Genomic DNA, 15616 nt, shown 5'->3' with positions numbered 1-15616 from the left:
GATACGAGGCGCCATCGATGACGGGTCGGTCGCTGGTCCTGTTGGGCGCGCTCAGGATCCTCACGGGCGCATCGATTGCCGAGGCACAGGACCCCGTATCGCTCTACGAGCGCGCCGTGGAGCGCGCGTCGGCGGGGGACCGCATCCGCGCGCTTCGGCTGCTCGACTCGGTGAGTCGCGCACCAGGCGGACTCGACCCGAGCTTCCATCGCGCCTTCTTCCCTTACCACGACGATGCGGCCTTCCGTCGGATCATCGCGCGCATCCGTGACGCGAACCCTCCGCTCGTGCGCAGTTCCATCGCGTGGACCATCGGCGAGCGCGACCTTCATCCCGAGGGCATCGCCTTCGATCCGGTGAGTCGCAGCGCGTTCGTGGGAAGCTTCAAGGGAAAGATCGTGCGCCTCGACAGCACCGGGCGCGCGACCGACTTTGCCTGGGTCTCCCGCCCGGAGGCGCCGCGCGTGGTGGTCGGCGTGCGCGTCGACGCCGAGCGGCGACACCTTTGGGCCGCGGTGGATGAGCCGCGCGCCTTTGCAGACGCGAACGTGGAAGGGGCGTCGCTCGTGCAGTTCGACATCGCGACCGGCCGGACGCTCGCCACGCATCGCGGCGCACGCGGCGCGTTCAATGACGTGACCGTCGCGTCGGACGGGACCGCCTTCGCGACGAACACTACTGACGGGTCCATCTGGCGCGTGGTGCCGGGCGGGAGCCTCGAGCAGTTCCTTCCCCGGGGAACGGTGGACGGGGCCAATGGCATCACCCTCTCGGCGGACGGACGCTGGCTCTTCGTGGCCGGCGCGCTCGACATCGTCCGGATCGAGGTCCGGTCGCGATCACTGCATCGGCTCGACGCCCCCGAAGGGACCGTGCTGGGGAGCTTCGACGGACTATACTGGTTCGACGACGGACTCGTCGGCATCCAGAACGGGTTGCATCCGGGGCGCGTGGTACGGCTGCAACTCGACGAGACTCGCGCACGGGTGACGCGCGCCGAGACCCTCGAACGGTATCACCCGAGGTTCGGCGGGATGACCACCGCGGCGCTCGACGGGCGGTCGCTGCTCTACCTCGTGAACACGCAGTCGCGTTCGTTCGACGGCGACGGGCGGCCCAAGCCCGGCGTCGCCCTGCAGGAGATCCTGATCGCGCGCTTACCCCTTCCCGCGACCGGCGCACCGGAGCCGCACGAATGACGCCGATCTCGACTGAGCATCACCGTCCTCGCCGCCTCGCGACCAAGCTGTAGCGGCCGGGACGCCAGCTCGCCCCTGCGTCGAGGGAGACCTCGGTCCTCACCTCGAACCGATCGGTCGCGATGGGCCGGTAGATCTCGCGACTGAGGTTGGTCGTGCCATCCGCCGCCTGCCGGGGCGTCGTCACCACCATGACGCCATCCCGCAGTTCCGCTTCGTTCTCGTACCAGCTGCCCGGGTCAGGCGCGTACAGGTTCCGGCCGTCCCATCGCCGGGTGGTGGCATTGAAGGATCGCAACTCGACGCCGCTGCCATACGGGTCGCCCCACTCCTGCATCAGGACTCGCCCGTCCGCGACCCAGCGGATCCGCCAGGTCGCGCCGTACACCAGCGCCGGTCCGCCCGCGCGCGGCATCGTGACCGTCACGTCCCAGTCGCCGACGAGGAAGTCGTACTGCGCCGCGACTGCAGGGTCCGCCCCTGTGCCCTGTGCACGCGCAACTGATGCGCTGAGCAGGAGCAGCACGGTCCGCAGCATACGTGAGTTCCGCGTCACCTTCATGCACTCCGGTTCAGGGGCGTTCCGACGATCGGAACGTCGTGCGCACGGACAGGGGAAGCGACCCGACGGGGATCGCCGGTGCCGCTTCCCCCCACCCGTACCGTTCTTGAAGCACCTGCCCTGCTCACCGGCCTCCTGCCTTGGGGTCCCGCACCGGTGTCCCGCCCTCGCGCCCGACGTGGCGCGCGAGTCCCGCGCTAGCAGCCCGGTCCGTCGAGCGCCGGATCGTTCGCTCGCGCGCGTACCAGACACTCCGCCTGCGGCACCGGCATCACCCGGGCGACGAAGTGCGCGTTCACGCCGGTCGCAAGGTCCCGCGGCAACGCCGTGAGTCGTCCCAACCGGCGGTGGTCGATCCACCGATGCCCCTCCGCCAGGAGCGAGAAGCGTCTCTCGAGGAGAAGGGCGTCCACGAACGCGGCATCACTCGAGGCCTCCGTCGCGGCCGTCGGCCCGATCGCCGCTCCACCCGAGACACTCCGCACCCGGTCGAGGTCAGCGATCGCACCCGCCTTGTCCCCCGTGTTCCAGCGCACCTCCGCGTCGAGCAGCACGAGCTCCTCGTTGCGGATCACGGGTATGGGCGTGGTGTTCGACGCGTAACGCGCCATGGCGAGACTGGTCGGGATCCCCAATCCCTGCGGTGCATTGCGTGCCACCGCGAGCACCGACCACTTGGCCGCCCGCAGGTCACCCGGGGCGATGTCGGTGGCATAGCTCGGGTGCGTGAGGAAGTCCGCGTTCTGGCCCAGCCCGTTCGCCGCATCACCGGTCGCGGTCGAGTGGACGTGGAAGACGCCGGTCTGCATCGCCGCGCCCGACGCCGCGTTCCGATCCAGGAACGACGCGCCGAGGGCGGCCTGCGCCGCGGCCCACGCCGTGGCTCCACCGCCACGCGTGGCGAAGTGGACGGCGGCGCGCGCGGCGATCGCGCGGTTGAACAGGCGGAACGTCGCCGGCGTGTTGAAGCCCGCGAAGCCCGCGTGGAGCGTGAAGGGGAATGCGGCGCCGCCAGCCGCCAGTTCCGCGTTCCCGGCGTCGAGCGTACCGAGGATGTAGCGATACACCGAGTCGCGCGAGACGAACGGCGCGAGGTCGGAGGCGTTCTGGTTCACCTGCACCACCGCACCGAGCGAGTCGCGCGTGGAGATGACGTAGAACAGCTCGAGCGCCTCGATGGTGCGGGCGAACCCGAGGCCCGCGCTCTTCTGCTCGGCCGTGAGCGTCGCGTGCGACGTGAGCACGTTCCGGAGGTTGAAGAGGTCGCGCAGGTTACCGTACGGCGCGGCCCAGACCCCGGTCGCGAACCCCGAGGGATCGAGCCGCTCCTCACCGGCGAGGCCGATCAGATAATGGGAGGTGTTGCGACCCTCGTTGGGCGTGTAGATGTAGCCTTCGCGCCCCAGTCGCGCGGTGGTCGTGATGTACGCCCCGTACCCGCCGCGGAGCTGGCGGAGCACACCGGATGCCTGCAGTTGCAGCGCCGCGGCGTCACCGGACGCGCCGGCGACCGTCGGGGAGTTCGGGTTCGTCAGGGCCAGCGGGTCTGCCGTGCATGCGCCGGCGGTCAGGAGCCCGGCGGCCAGCCACGCGGCCGCACGGGTTCGGATCATATGGTCTCGCATCTCAGTACCCCACGTCGACAGAGAGATAGAACTGGCGGCTCGTCGGGTACGGCGCGAGGTCGATGAACCGGTTGAAGGCCGAGTTGCCGAAGTTGTTGAACTCGGGATCGTACGACCAATAATCGGACTTGACCCAGAGGTTGCGTCCGCTGAGCGACAGGCGCAGGTCCTTCGCGCCCTTGAGCCACTTGCTCACGAAGGTCGCCGGCGCCTGGTACGACACGGTCACCTCGCGCAGCTTGAGGAAGGTGCCGGACTGGATGTACGGACGGCTGTCGCCGGCCGAGAAGGCCCCGTAGCGCACATTGCCGAGCAGCTCGCCATTGGCCGTCACCTGCTCGAAGTCGCGCGAGTTGCCGCCCTCGTCCCACGCGTAGAGCGTCATGTTCGACACCATTCCGCCGTTTCGCCAATCGAGCAGCGTCGACACCGACCAAGGGCCGAACGCGAAGTCGTTCGAGAACTGGGTCTGGTGATAGGGGTTCGCGTCGCCGACGATAGTGTCCGCGGTCACAAACGCGCCCGGGGTGGTGGTGCTCGGACGCAGCGGGGCGTTGGCCCAGACGAGCGTCGAGCGCAGTCCCGCCGCGATGCGGTTGCGGCCGAACGTGGAGCCGAACGAACCCGGCACGGCGAAGTCGGGGACCGTCTGGCCGTCGACGAGGAGATTGTCGACCACCTGCCGGTTGTTCGTCATATTGATGCGTGACGTCCAGGTGAACCGCCCCCGTTGGACCGGGATGCCGCCCAGTCCGAGCTCCCATCCCTTCACTGACAGCTGCCCGCCGTTCACGATCTGCTGGGTCAGCCCGGAGGAGGGCGGCAACGGCATGCTCAGCAACAGGTCGGAGATGATGCGCGAGTAGCGCGTCACCTCGACCGTCAGCCGCTGGCCGAGGAACGTGGCGTCGAGACCGAGGTCGGTCTCGCTCATCGTCTCCGGCGTGATCGCCGGGTTGCCGAGCGTCGCCGCGGAGACCAACGAGCCGCGGCCGTCGATGATGCCGCCGTTGGCGAAGAGCACGTCGCGATCGGCCCACCGGGGCCGGTTGCCGGACTGTCCCCACGAGGCGCGCAGCTTGATCTCGTCCGTGTACGAGGATGCCCAGCTCGGCCGGTCGAAGCGGTACGCCGCCGAGTACTTGGGGAAGAAGTAGAACTGTTCCTGGTCCCCGTTGGCCGACGAACGATCGGCGCGGAAGCCCACCGCGACCGAGAGCGCCTCACCGAAGAAGAGCGCCTGCTCGTTCAGGTAGATCGACTGGTCGCGGAACGCCGTCCGTCCATCCTCGACGGACGTCACGGCAGCGCCGGACGAGAGTTCGACGGTCGGCAGCAGACCACGGCCGAGCGTCCGGTAGGTGCGCTGCGACTGCTGCTCGGAGGTGCCGCCGATCGACGTCGTGAGGCTGTTCACCCAGGGGAGTGCCGGCGTCCACGTGTGCACGACGTTGAGCCCCTGGTTCATCTGGAACACCTGCGACGTCGCGACGGCCGAGGTGCCCGCGAAGTTGTCGTTCGGCTCGAACTGCAGGTACGGCGGCGAGAACGCGAGCCCGTCCTGGTGGAAGCGGTCGAGTCCGGCCTGGTACGAGATGTTCACGTTGTGCTGCGCGCTCGAGAACGCCTGGTACGCGAACCGGACGTTCCCGGTCTGCCGCCACACTTCCTCGTTGTTGGTGATGTGCTCCGCGTTCGCGAACGGGTTGGAGACCGAGGTCCCACCGGCATAGAACGGGTTCACCGGCCACGAGCCATCCGGACGCCGGCGCATGTCGAGCACGTGCGGGATGTAGCCGAGGTCGTAGGTCGGCGAGATGCCCGCGTTGTTGTTGTTCGTGATGCCGCGCTGGTTGAAGTTGCGGGTCACGCCGAGCCCGGCGGAGATGGTGAGGCGCTCGCCGACCGTCTGGTCGATGTTGATGCGCCCGGCCGTGCGCCGCGCCCCCGTGCGGAGCATGATGCCCGCCTCCTGCTTGTCGCTCACCGACGCGAAGTACTTCGTGCTGCCGGCGCCTCCGCGCGTGGAGAGGATGGTCTCGAAGGTCGGGTCGGTCCGTCCGAAGAGCTGCTGTTCGTAGTCGTAGTTGGTGCAGCTCGGCGCGCAGACCTGCTGCGCGACGGTGACCGCCGCCGCGTTGCCCACCCAGAGGGTCGGGTCGGCGGCGGGCACGAGCTCATCGATGTCGGACCAGTGCCGGAAGCCGATCTTCCGCGAGAGCGCCGCGGTGCCCACCCGCTGCGTGAGGTTCCAGCTGGGCGCACCGGCGCGCCCCCGCTTGGTCGTGATCACCACCACGCCGTTGGTCGCCCGCGACCCGTAGATGGCCGACGCCGCGGCCGACTTCAGGACCTCGACCGACTCGATGTCGGAGGGGTTGATGTCGGCGAGGCGGTTGACCGCGTTGTCCTGCGTGCTCGAGATCGTGGTCCCGCTGGCTCGGGAGATGGAGTTGAGGCCGTTGCTGATGGTGGTGTTGGACACGATCACGCCATCGATGACGTAGAGCGGGTCCCCCTGACCGAGCACCGAGGTCGCGCCACGGATCTGCACCTGCGCACCGCCACCGGGTGCGCCGTTGTTCTCGAAGATACGCGCGCCCAGGACCTTGCCCGAGAGCTGGTTCTCGATCGAGCGCGCGGGGGTGCGATTGAGCTCCTCCGCGTTCACCGCGGCGACCGCGGTCGTCGCGTTGCGCCGATCGATCGTCGTCGCCTGTCCCGTGACCGTCACTCCTTCCAGCTGCAAGACGTCGCGCTCGAGGACGAACGCGAGGGTCGCGGCGTCGGCCGCGAGCTTGAGCGTCGCGCGCTTGAACCCGATCGCGCGGGCGAGCAGGGTCACCTCGCCCTGCGGCACGCGGAGCCGGTACTCGCCGCGTTCGTTCGTGCGGGCCCCGATCGCCTGCCCGAGCACCGTCACCGTCGCATCGACCACCGGCGCCCCGCCGGTCTGGGTCACGGTCCCGCTCACCTCGCGCGACGCGCCGGCCTGCGCGCGCGCGGTCCCGCCGTGGAGCGCGAGCGCGCCCACCAGGACCAGGAACATCCGTCTGATTCGTCCCAACTTGACCTCCGATGGAAGGATTGCCGCGGCACTCGCCGCTCATGGCTCGCATGGTCGCGATGGTGCGGCGCGGCGACAAGCGCGTTCGCGGCGTCGCATCGGTGGTTCACAACACGGCGCTCGCACGCGTTCTCGCACGCGTATTCCCTCGACGGACTCGCGTTCGGGACGAATCCCCGCACGCCGGTGACGAACGGCCGTGGTCGGGCGAGACGGATTCCCGTACTGTTCTCCGTGGAGATGCCACGCCCTTCCGTTCCCCCTGACGCCACTGCCGCACGTCCCGAGGCCGGCGCACGCCTGCGCGACATAGCGCGCGCGGTCGTCGGGAGCGTCGCGGTGTGGACGCTCGTCTTCGTGCTGCACTCCGTGGCGGGCTACACCGACTCGGTCCGCCGCGGCCGCCCGCCCATGTTCGGCGAGCTCCTCGGGAGCATGGCGCTCGCCTATCTCCCGTGGGTCGTCCTGACGACGGTCCTCTACCTCGTCCTCGACCGGGAGCCCCAGCGGCTCACGGACCCGCGACACATGGCCCGCCGCTTCCTGCAGTCGGTCGGGCTCTTCCTCATCCCCGAGACGGCGTACCAGATCCTCATCAGTCTCCCGGATGACGGGACGCGCCTCATCGACGCCGCGATGCGTTGGCCCGCGCTCCTCTGGTTCATCGACTTCTCGCTGCTCGTGGCGACCTTCACCGCGGTCTACGCCCTGGTGGCGGTCCGGGAGAGCCTCGCGGCACGCTTCCGTCAGCAGCGCACGGACGCGGAGCTGCTCGCACTCAAGCTCGACCTCGAACAGCAGCGCCTGCGCGCCCTGCGCGCGCAGCTCGAGCCGCACTTCGTCTTCAACGCCCTCAATGCCATCAGCAGCCTCGTGCGCGGCGAGAGCCGCACGCTCGCGGTGACGGCGCTGGGACAGCTGAGCGGCCTCCTGCGCTATGCACTCACGGCGAGCAACGCCGAGTGGGTCACCGTCGCCGACGAACTGCGCTTCGTGCGGGAGTACCTCGCGCTGCAGCAGCTGCGATACGGCGATCGGCTGCGGCTCGCCATCACCGGCGACGACGACGCCGTCACCGGCGCCGACTGCCCGCCCCTGCTCCTGCAGCCGCTCGTCGAGAACGCCATCCGACACGACCTCGAGCGGCACGAGGGGCCGAGCGACATCCGCCTGACCTTCGCGTCGGACGGTCCGATGATCGTCGTTCACGTGAGCAACTCGACCCATCCGGACGCGCCGCCCAATCCCGGACTCGGACTGGGGCTTCGCGCGACCCGCGACCGGCTCGCGCTCGCGTATCGCGGGCGGGCACGGTTCGAGGCCAAGTCGGTCGACGGACGCTTCGAGGTCACCATCACCATCCCGAGGGCGGCGAATGACTGACCGCGTGCGGGCGCTCATCGTCGATGACGAACCGCTTTCCCGCGAGAATCTCCGGCACGCGCTGCGGGGCTTCGCGCACTGGCATGTCGTCGGCGAGTGCGAGAGCGTCGCCGCCGCCACCGCGGTGCTCGCCTCCGCGGCGGTCGACGTGCTGTTCCTCGACATCCAGATGCCGCGGGAGAACGGCCTCGTCCTCGCGCGTGCGGTGGCGTCGCGTCCGGTGCCGCCGGTCGTCATCTTCGTCACCGCGTACGAGTCGTTCGCCATCGCGGCGTTCGAACTGCACGCGCTCGACTACCTGCTGAAGCCCTTCGACGACGCGCGGTTCGGCCAGGCCATCGAGCGCGCCGAGCAGCTGTTGCAGCTGCGTGAGCGCGCGGCCTACGGGAACGCGCTCCGCGGGTACCTCGCCGACGTCGACACCGACCCGTCGCAGGTGCGTCCGACCTACCTCACGCGGCTCAGCGTCCGCTCGGTGGGGCGCGTCGATTCGGTCGCGGTGGCGGACGTCCGGTGGATCGCGGCCGCCGGGAACTACGTCGAGCTCCACCTCGCCGATCGCATGGTCCTGCACCGCGTGACGCTCTCCGCGCTCGAACAGCGCCTCGACCCCGCCGTCTTCCTCCGCGTCCACCGCAGCGCCATCGTGCGTCGCGCGGAGTGCAAGTCGCTCACCGTCACGGGCGACGGCACGTATGCGTTGCGATTGCACTCCGGGGCGAAGGTCGCGGTGAGCGAGAAGTACGTGGCGGACGTGCGCGCGGCGATGGGAGGCTGAGCGCGGCCGTCCGCGACGGCGCGTTGGCGCGTCGCGTTCAGCCCGGCAGTTCCTCGAACACGTTCGTGCCGGACCCAGCGCGCGTCGCCCACTCGAAGCGCTCGAAGACGCGGATCCTCCCGGTCGGCCCGAGGGCTGCCGTCGCGATCGACTGCCCCGCGTGCACGCCGGCGTCGCACTCGACCTGCACGTACCGGAAGACGAGCACGTCCCCGATCCACCTCCCGACGAGCCGACCGCGGGTGATCCGCCCGCCCGCGTACGTGGCCCACACGCGGACACCGCGTTGCCGGAACATGAGGAGCGTCTCGGCGTCGACGACCCCGTGCTCGGCCGTCCTGGCGACGTGCATGCGCCTGCCGTCAAGATCGATCACGGCGCGCCGGTCCGCGCGCTCCCGCCACGGAGTCGCTGCACGGCCGAGTCGAGCGCACCCGCCGCGGGCATGACGACATTCGGTGCGATCCCGGCACCCTCGATCCGCCCCATCCGCGCCGAGTGGTAGTCCGCGATCGGCACGAGCAGGTGGATCCCCGGCACGAGATCGAACATCCGCTGCGAGAGCATCTGGCCGGCGGTGCGCTCACCCATCGTGACGGCGCGTCCGCCCTGCAGCATCGCATCCGTCGCCATCTCCGCAGCACTCGCCGTCTTGCCGCTCGTGAGGACGACGACCGGCCCGGCGTAGTGCGGCGCCATCGGTTCGAACCGGATCCGGAGGATCCCGGACGCCTCCACATCCCCCCAGAATCGCTTCACCGACCATCCGGTCCACGGCGTGAGCGCCGCGATCTCCGCGGCTGTCGGCACACGATCATTGGCCGCGAACCACCGCCGGCCGAGGAAGGTCCCCCCCTCGACGGGCCGGTCGATGAGGTGGCCGACCAGCGGCACCACGGCGAAGGCCCCGCCTTCATTCTGCCGGAGGTCGATGACGAGCCCGGTCGCGTTGCGCTCCACGATCTCACGATAGAGCACGCTGATCCGCTCCCGGGTGTCGGCGCCCATCATCGTGTTCACGGTCATGATCGCGATCGTCCCGTCCCAACGAAGGGAGGTCGCGCCATCACCCACCCGCATGGTGTCGATGATGTCCAGCATCATCCGCGCCGGCATCGGGGCGCGCTGCAGGCGGACGTGCGAGAAGGGTCCGCCGCTCCAGAGCCGGTTGAATCCCGACACGAACTCGCGGCGCGACGTCGCGGCACGCGCCAGGGAGTCCACCCGCGCCGACAGCCGCACGGCCTCGGGCGTGGCGAGCACGCGCGGATCGAACAGGTGCGTCCGCATGGTCGCGTCGATCATGGTCGCCGCGCCGCGCAACTCGGCCAGGGAGTCCTGCTGCGCCTCGAGCGTGAACGGAAGGAAGAGCGCGAGGAGGACGGCACTCGCTAGGGCGGGATGAGGGAGTCTGGTCATGCCGCTTCGTACGCCGCGCGCGGCGCGCGGCTTCACCCCGCGGGACGCGAGGGGATGAATCCCCGGCTCGATGGGACGAGGACCGTCACCGCGGTCACCACACGGCGTATCGATGGGAGCATCGCCCGACGCCGCAGTCGCTCGTCCCTTACACCCGTCACAGTTCCATGGCCTTCCTCCTCGCCCGCGACCTGAGGGTCGCCGGTCGCCTCTTCGTGAAGCAGCCCGCGTTCACCGTCATCGTCGTGCTCACGCTCGGGCTGGCGATCGGACTGAACACCACCGTCTACTCCGCGCTCGAGGCGACGCTCTTGCGCCCGCCTCCGGGGATCGGCGACGCGAACGACCTCGTGCGGATCTATCGGTCGGCCCCCGGACAGGATTGGGGCTCCAACTCCGTGCGGCACTACCTCGCCGTGCGGGAGCGCACAGGGGACGTCTTCGTCGACGTCGCCGCCACGGCCTGGCGCACGATGAGCATCACGACCAGGGATGCTCCGCGCACGGTGCTGGGGCAGGTCGTCTCGGCGAACTATTTCTCGCTGCTCGGCGTACCGCCCGCGCAGGGGCGCTACTTCCTTCCGGACGAGGACGAGGGGTGGCGGGCGCACCCGGTGATCGTCCTGAGCGACGGGTTCTGGCGCGAGGCGTTCGGCGCCGATCCCTCGGTCATCGGCCGGGCGGTGCCGGTCAATGGCCAGCGCGTGACGATCGTCGGCATCGCGCCTCCGGGGTTCCGGGGGCTCCTGCCGATCCTCGAACCTGCCTTCTGGATCCCGCTCACGCAGCTGCCGTACGTCTGGCCGACCCTCGCCGGATCGCCCACGGAGTGGGAGGTGAACTTCCTCGACGTGGTGGCGCGTCGACGGCCCGGCGCCTCCCTCGCGCAGGCCGTCGCCCGCCTCGACGCACTCGCGGCCGAGCAACTCGCGGAGCGTCCCGACGAGTATCGCGATCGCGGGATCCAGGCGATCGCGGCGGAGGCGGCGGGCATCACGCCGGGCATCCGTACCGCGCAGATCGGCATCTTCGGCGTCATCGCCGTCGTCGTCGGCCTGCTCCTGCTCCTCGCGTGCAGCAATGTCGCGAGTCTCTTCCTTGCGCGCGCGAACGACCGGGCATGCGAGATGGCCACACGCCTCGCGCTCGGCGCGGGCAGAGGGGCGCTCGTTCGACAGCTGCTCGTCGAGAGCCTCGTCTATGCGGCCGCGGCGGCGGGCGCGGGCCTGTTCCTGGCTTCGATGGCGATCGGACTCGTCAACCGGATCTCGCTGCCCATCAGCGTGGCCGTCCGGCCCGACCTCCGGTTGAGCGCGCCGGTCCTCGCCATCACCGCGCTGATCACCGTGGTCACCGCGCTGATCTTCGGCCTCTGGCCCGCCCTTCAGTCCACGCGTCCTTCCGTCGTCTCGGCGCTCAAGGGGGAGGCGGCAGCGGGAGGCGTCCGCTCGCGGGCGCGACGCGCCCTCGTCGTCCTGCAAGCAGCCCTCTCGATGATCCTCCTCACCGGCGCCGGACTCTTCCTCGCGAACCTCGAGCGCGCGACCGCGGTCGAGAAGGGCTTCGTCAGTGACGGTCTGCTGCTCGCGGGTGTCGACCCCTCGCTCCAGGGCTACTCGCGTGCGGCGACCGAGCAGTTCCAGGGCGCTCTGCTGGGGCGCCTGCAGGCCTCCCCGATGGTCGTGTCGGCTGCCTTCGTCGCCGATCCGCCGCTCGGCATCGGAAGCAGCGAGGACGACGTGGAGATCCCGGGTCGCGCGCGGAGACCGGAGGAATCGATGTCGATCTTCTTCTCCGGGACCACTCCCGGCTACTTCGAGACGATGGGCACGCCCGTGCGAGGGCGAGACTTCGGTGCCCGCGACGATTCGTCGGCGGCCGCGGTGATCATCGTGAACCAACGCTTCGTGGATCGGTTCTGGCCCGGAGAGGACGGGCTGGGCAAGGTGGTCCGATTCGACGACCGCGAGCGCACCATCATCGGGATCGTCCCCACGGGGAAGTACCGCAGCCTCGGTGAGGATCCGACCGCCTACCTTTGGCTACCCCAGGCGCAGCAGTGGCGCGCCGCGATGAACCTCGTCGTCCGCACGCGTGGCCTGCCGGACGAGGTGAGGGGACTGATCCGCCGCGAGGTCGCCGCGCTCGACCCGAACCTGCCGCTCGCGGGGCCTCACAGCATGGATGAGCATCTCGGCTACGTGCTGCTGCCCGCCCGGATGTCGGCGATGGCCTTCGGTGCGTTCGGTGGCATCGGCCTCCTGCTCGCGGCCATCGGGCTGTACGGCGTGATGGCCCACGCCGTGTCGCAGCGGACGCGCGAGATCGGGATCCGGATGGCCATCGGCGCCTCACCGAGGCAGGTCGTGGGCTCCCTGGTGCGCGAGGGCGTCACGCTCGTCGCAATCGGCACGATCGCGGGCATCCTCGCGGCGACCGTTGGGGCGTCGCTCCTCCGGCACCTGCTCCTCGGCGCCGGGGGGAATCTGGCGATGACGTGCGCGTCCGTCGCCGTGCTCCTGCTCACCGTCGCCCTCGTCGCGACGGTCCTCCCGGCACGGCGGGCCTCGGCGATCGACCCGGCGATCGCGCTTCGCCGCGAGTAGTGGGCCTCACGCCCGGGGATGCCGTCCCACCGGAGCGGCGAGTCAGCACCTCGCCGCCCTCCGCTGCCTCTGGATGTCGTAAGGTCCGCCGTCCTCCGACCGGAGTCCACCTGATGCGCCCCCCCATCGCCCGCCGCATACTGCTCACGTCGTCCCTCCTGCTGCTCGCCACGCGGCCGCTCGCCGCGCAGCCGGCGGCGGCACCGCCGGCATGGATCCACGTCGCCACAGGCGATGCGCGTTCGTACTACACGAACGCCTGGTGGGTGGAGTCGAAGGATGGACTGGTCCTCATCGACGCGATGTGCCTGCGGAGCGACGTCGAGAAGCTGATCGCGGCGATGCGCTCGACGGGCAAGCCGCTCACGGCGGTCTTCATCACGCATCCGCATGCGGACCATTTCGGCGGGATCGCCCAGCTCAAGGCGGCCTACCCTGACGCAGTCATCATCGCGACCCAGCAGACCCGCGACGCGATGCGGGGGGTACACGACGGGGCGCTCGGTCCGGGTGGATGGCTCACCGCACTCGGCGCCGAGTACGAACGGACGCTGCACCACCCCGACCGGATCGTGCCGTCCGGCACCACGCTCTCGCTCGCGGGGCTCACGTTCACGATCCGCGACTACGGGCCCGCGGAGGCGGAGAACAACAGCGTGATCCACCTGCACGAGCTCAATGCCCTCTTCACGGGCGACCTCACCGTGGCCGGCGGGGCATACTACATCGGCGAGCAGCACTCGCGCCTCGCCATGCTCGCGCTCGGTGCGCTACGCACCGACTTCCCGAACGTGCAGCTCGCCTACTCCGGACACTTCGCGCCGATGCCGCTCCGGACCGTCGTCGAGGAGAATCTCGAACAGCTGCGGTTCTTGCGACTGTCGGCTGCCGCGGAGCTCGCGGACTCGGCGTCACGCACGCCGAGCGGCGGCTTGTCGGACGAAGCGATGCGTCGGCTCACTCGGACGTACGCGGGGCACATCAGGATGCGGTATGCGTATGGGATGGGTCCGGCCGCCATCGCCCAGATGAACGCCATGGGGATCGTCGCCGAGCTCCGCGCGGACTCGGTCCCCATCCGAGTGCCGCCCATCCACGAGCGTGTCCGCGCCGGGGTGCGCCCTCTGCGCTTCCTCCTCGGGCGGTGGAGCGGCACCCAGTTCCCGGCGGACTCGGGCGCGCCGTCGACGGCGCGCGCGATCGACATCGAATCGGAGTTCGGACCGGTCCTCGGGGGCGCGGCGCTCGAGGGGCGAATGACCGCACCGGGGTATCGATTCGTGCTCACGCTCGCCTACGATGTGGCGCAACAGCGCTACCGGGTCTCGGCACTTGATGATGTCTCCGGGCTGCTCGACATCTTCGAAGGTGGGTTCGGCGAGGACGGGGCGTTGACGGTCGACAACGTCCGCACGAACACGTTCTACAAGAACGCGAACGGCGCTCGCGTCCATACGCGACTCCGATTCGCGCCGGCGGCGGGAGGACTCTTCCATCTCGAGGTGAAGGATTCGATCGATGGAGGCCGGACGTGGGTCGAGTCAACGCGATACGTCGCGACGCGCCGTCTCCTGCCCTGATCCTCTCTCGGAGCCACGTCGATGCGCACTCTCGGGTTCTCCCTGGTCGTCTTGTCATTCGCACTCGTGCCGGTGGTTGCCGCCCAAGGGGCCGGTGTTCCGCGTAGCCCGGCAGCAGCACGAGAACGACTCCGCGTCTTCGAAGGGAGCTATCGCGTCTCCTCCGGCACCCCCGGGGATACCGCCATGTCCATCTGGCGCTGGCGGCCGATCCTCGGCGGCAAGTACCTCGAGCTCGAGGAGACCTTCCGAGTCCCGTTCCGCGTGACCGTCGGATTCGACTCGACGGCGCAGCGCTACCGGATGAGCCTCCTCGACGCCGGCTCCGGTGCCGTGGACATCTACGACGGCGACTTCGACGCGAGCGGGGCACTCGTCCTGCGGAACCCGCAGTTCTGGCGCGTGACGCTCACGCCGACCGACAGCGGGATGCTGTGGCTCTTCGCGCACTCCACGGACGGCGGCGCGACCTGGCGGCAGAATCCGACGTCAGAGATGATCCGGGTCACCGAACCCGCCGGAGCTCCTCCAGCGAACGGAGATCCCCGCGCGGGATCACCGCCGACGCCGACGCTGTGCGCGCAGTGAGCGCCCGCACCGCCTCCGTGGCGACGACGCCGAGCCCGAATGCGACGAGCAGCCAGAGCATGAGCGGCCGGCGCAATGACCGCAGCACCTCCCGACGCACCGCCTCCCGATGGACGGTGCGCGCCGCGATCTGCGGCCAGAGCTCGGGCGCCCCGTAGGTCCGTCGCCGCTCGAGCGCCGCGGCCTCCCGCAACTCGCGGTCCTCGAGGGCGTCGTGATCGTGACTCATGCCGAGAGCGCCTCCCGCAGCCGCGCGCGAGCGCGCGCCAGCTGCACGCGGACCGTGCTCTGTGCCATGCCGAGCAGATGGGCGACATCGTCCGTCGAGTGCCCCTCGACGTCGTGCAGCACGAAGACCTCGCGCGCGCGCCCCGTCAGCGTCTCCATCGCCCGGTCGAGCGCGATGCGACGCATCGGTGCCGGCGTCGCGAACGGTGAGACGCCCCCCGACGACGGTTCAGGGAGCGCCGAGGCGAGATCGTCCGCGAGCGCGACGCGCGCCAACCGGCGCCGGTCCGAGCGCTTCACGTTGAAGACCGTGTGGAGCGTCACCCGGTGCACCCAGCCGCCCGCATCCTGCGGGTCGTCAAGCGCCCCCCATTGTTCCCAGATCCGCACGAACACGTCCTGCATCCATTCGCCTGCCTTCACGCGGTCGCCGCAGAGCCGGAAACAGGTCGCGAAGACCTGCTCCCGGTGGGCGCGGTAGAGGCGTTCGAACGACTCGGCGTCGTTCGAGGGGGCGACGGAGGGCATCATGAATCCTATCACACCGGCGGGGCCGGAGACGCTTACGCGGACACGCCGGT

At 70.0% G+C, this 15616-nt stretch carries 13 protein-coding genes; 6 read left to right on the top strand and 7 right to left on the bottom strand.

Translation table 11 applies throughout. The features are described from left to right. The first annotated feature begins 17 nt into the window (after positions 1-17). Positions 18-1199: a hypothetical protein gene (locus IPJ78_15720; protein MBK7907992.1), complete on the top strand. Its 1182-nt coding sequence runs from the start codon at positions 18-20 to the stop codon at positions 1197-1199. A 19-nt stretch (positions 1200-1218) separates the two neighbouring features. On the opposite strand, the gene IPJ78_15715 is transcribed toward IPJ78_15720, so the two are convergent. The 3 genes from IPJ78_15715 to IPJ78_15705 form a co-directional block, all read right to left on the bottom strand. Next, positions 1219-1755, bottom strand: a complete 537-nt coding sequence (locus IPJ78_15715) for a hypothetical protein (protein MBK7907991.1) — start codon at positions 1753-1755, stop codon at positions 1219-1221. A 203-nt stretch (positions 1756-1958) separates the two neighbouring features. Then, positions 1959-3374, bottom strand: coding sequence for a RagB/SusD family nutrient uptake outer membrane protein (locus tag IPJ78_15710; GenBank protein ID MBK7907990.1), 1416 nt, complete (start codon positions 3372-3374; stop codon positions 1959-1961). Positions 3375-3387: 13 nt separating this feature from the next. Then, complete coding sequence (locus tag IPJ78_15705; GenBank protein ID MBK7907989.1) at positions 3388-6435, bottom strand: SusC/RagA family TonB-linked outer membrane protein; 3048 nt, start codon at positions 6433-6435, stop codon at positions 3388-3390. Positions 6436-6693: 258 nt separating this feature from the next. On the opposite strand from IPJ78_15705, the gene IPJ78_15700 reads away from it, so the two are divergent. Together IPJ78_15700 and IPJ78_15695 are read left to right on the top strand one after the other, a co-directional pair. Continuing rightward, entirely contained in the window at positions 6694-7836 is a 1143-nt protein-coding gene (locus IPJ78_15700; GenBank protein ID MBK7907988.1) for a histidine kinase, read from the top strand. Continuing rightward, positions 7829-8614, top strand: coding sequence for a response regulator transcription factor (locus IPJ78_15695; protein ID MBK7907987.1), 786 nt, complete (start codon positions 7829-7831; stop codon positions 8612-8614). Before IPJ78_15700 ends, IPJ78_15695 begins: the two co-directional genes overlap by 8 nt. A gap of 37 nt (positions 8615-8651) precedes the next feature. Here IPJ78_15695 and IPJ78_15690 read toward each other — a convergent pair whose 3' ends face one another. Both IPJ78_15690 and IPJ78_15685 read right to left on the bottom strand, forming a co-directional pair. Then, positions 8652-8966 carry a hypothetical protein gene (locus IPJ78_15690; protein ID MBK7907986.1) on the bottom strand — a complete coding sequence of 105 codons (315 nt, stop codon included), beginning with the start codon at positions 8964-8966 and terminating at the stop codon, positions 8652-8654. 20 nt (positions 8967-8986) lie between these two features. Then, positions 8987-10033 carry a hypothetical protein gene (locus IPJ78_15685; GenBank protein MBK7907985.1) on the bottom strand — a complete coding sequence of 349 codons (1047 nt, stop codon included), beginning with the start codon at positions 10031-10033 and terminating at the stop codon, positions 8987-8989. A 167-nt stretch (positions 10034-10200) separates the two neighbouring features. On the opposite strand from IPJ78_15685, the gene IPJ78_15680 reads away from it, so the two are divergent. The 3 genes from IPJ78_15680 (at position 10201) to IPJ78_15670 (ending at position 14807) form a co-directional block, all read left to right on the top strand. Next, positions 10201-12639: an ABC transporter permease gene (locus tag IPJ78_15680; GenBank protein MBK7907984.1), complete on the top strand. Its 2439-nt coding sequence runs from the start codon at positions 10201-10203 to the stop codon at positions 12637-12639. A 113-nt stretch (positions 12640-12752) separates the two neighbouring features. Then, the gene (locus tag IPJ78_15675) at positions 12753-14219 is read left to right on the top strand and encodes an MBL fold metallo-hydrolase (protein MBK7907983.1); all 1467 of its coding nucleotides are present in this window, start codon (positions 12753-12755) and stop codon (positions 14217-14219) included. A gap of 186 nt (positions 14220-14405) precedes the next feature. Continuing rightward, positions 14406-14807 carry a hypothetical protein gene (locus tag IPJ78_15670; GenBank protein MBK7907982.1) on the top strand — a complete coding sequence of 134 codons (402 nt, stop codon included), beginning with the start codon at positions 14406-14408 and terminating at the stop codon, positions 14805-14807. Here IPJ78_15670 and IPJ78_15665 read toward each other — a convergent pair. After that, positions 14725-15036 (bottom strand): hypothetical protein, encoded by a 312-nt coding sequence (locus tag IPJ78_15665; GenBank protein ID MBK7907981.1) that lies wholly within the window; start codon positions 15034-15036, stop codon positions 14725-14727. The genes IPJ78_15670 and IPJ78_15665 overlap by 83 nt on opposite strands. Further along, positions 15033-15563 (bottom strand): sigma-70 family RNA polymerase sigma factor, encoded by a 531-nt coding sequence (locus tag IPJ78_15660; GenBank protein ID MBK7907980.1) that lies wholly within the window; start codon positions 15561-15563, stop codon positions 15033-15035. Before IPJ78_15660 ends, IPJ78_15665 begins: the two co-directional genes overlap by 4 nt. Between the last annotated feature and the right edge of the window lie 53 nt (positions 15564-15616).

This window comes from Gemmatimonadota bacterium (assembly GCA_016714015.1).
Classification (GTDB): domain Bacteria; phylum Gemmatimonadota; class Gemmatimonadetes; order Gemmatimonadales; family Gemmatimonadaceae; genus Pseudogemmatithrix.
The sequence above is the reverse complement of the archived record's forward strand: the minus strand, read 5'-3'. Positions and strand labels throughout refer to the sequence as shown.

What these genes read in the sequence shown, in the direction of transcription:
- IPJ78_15720 (MBK7907992.1), top strand. Translation starts at nt 18, where the DNA reads ATGACGGGTCGGTCGCTGGTCCTGTTGGGCGCGCTCAGGATCCTCACG.
- IPJ78_15710 (MBK7907990.1), bottom strand. Translation starts at nt 3,374, where the DNA reads ATGATCCGAACCCGTGCGGCCGCGTGGCTGGCCGCCGGGCTCCTGACC.
- IPJ78_15705 (MBK7907989.1), bottom strand. Translation starts at nt 6,435, where the DNA reads ATGTTCCTGGTCCTGGTGGGCGCGCTCGCGCTCCACGGCGGGACCGCG.
- IPJ78_15700 (MBK7907988.1), top strand. Translation starts at nt 6,694, where the DNA reads ATGCCACGCCCTTCCGTTCCCCCTGACGCCACTGCCGCACGTCCCGAG.
- IPJ78_15695 (MBK7907987.1), top strand. Translation starts at nt 7,829, where the DNA reads ATGACTGACCGCGTGCGGGCGCTCATCGTCGATGACGAACCGCTTTCC.
- IPJ78_15690 (MBK7907986.1), bottom strand. Translation starts at nt 8,966, where the DNA reads ATGCACGTCGCCAGGACGGCCGAGCACGGGGTCGTCGACGCCGAGACG.
- IPJ78_15685 (MBK7907985.1), bottom strand. Translation starts at nt 10,033, where the DNA reads ATGACCAGACTCCCTCATCCCGCCCTAGCGAGTGCCGTCCTCCTCGCG.
- IPJ78_15680 (MBK7907984.1), top strand. Translation starts at nt 10,201, where the DNA reads ATGGCCTTCCTCCTCGCCCGCGACCTGAGGGTCGCCGGTCGCCTCTTC.
- IPJ78_15675 (MBK7907983.1), top strand. Translation starts at nt 12,753, where the DNA reads ATGCGCCCCCCCATCGCCCGCCGCATACTGCTCACGTCGTCCCTCCTG.
- IPJ78_15670 (MBK7907982.1), top strand. Translation starts at nt 14,406, where the DNA reads ATGTCCATCTGGCGCTGGCGGCCGATCCTCGGCGGCAAGTACCTCGAG.
- IPJ78_15665 (MBK7907981.1), bottom strand. Translation starts at nt 15,036, where the DNA reads ATGAGTCACGATCACGACGCCCTCGAGGACCGCGAGTTGCGGGAGGCC.
- IPJ78_15660 (MBK7907980.1), bottom strand. Translation starts at nt 15,563, where the DNA reads ATGCCCTCCGTCGCCCCCTCGAACGACGCCGAGTCGTTCGAACGCCTC.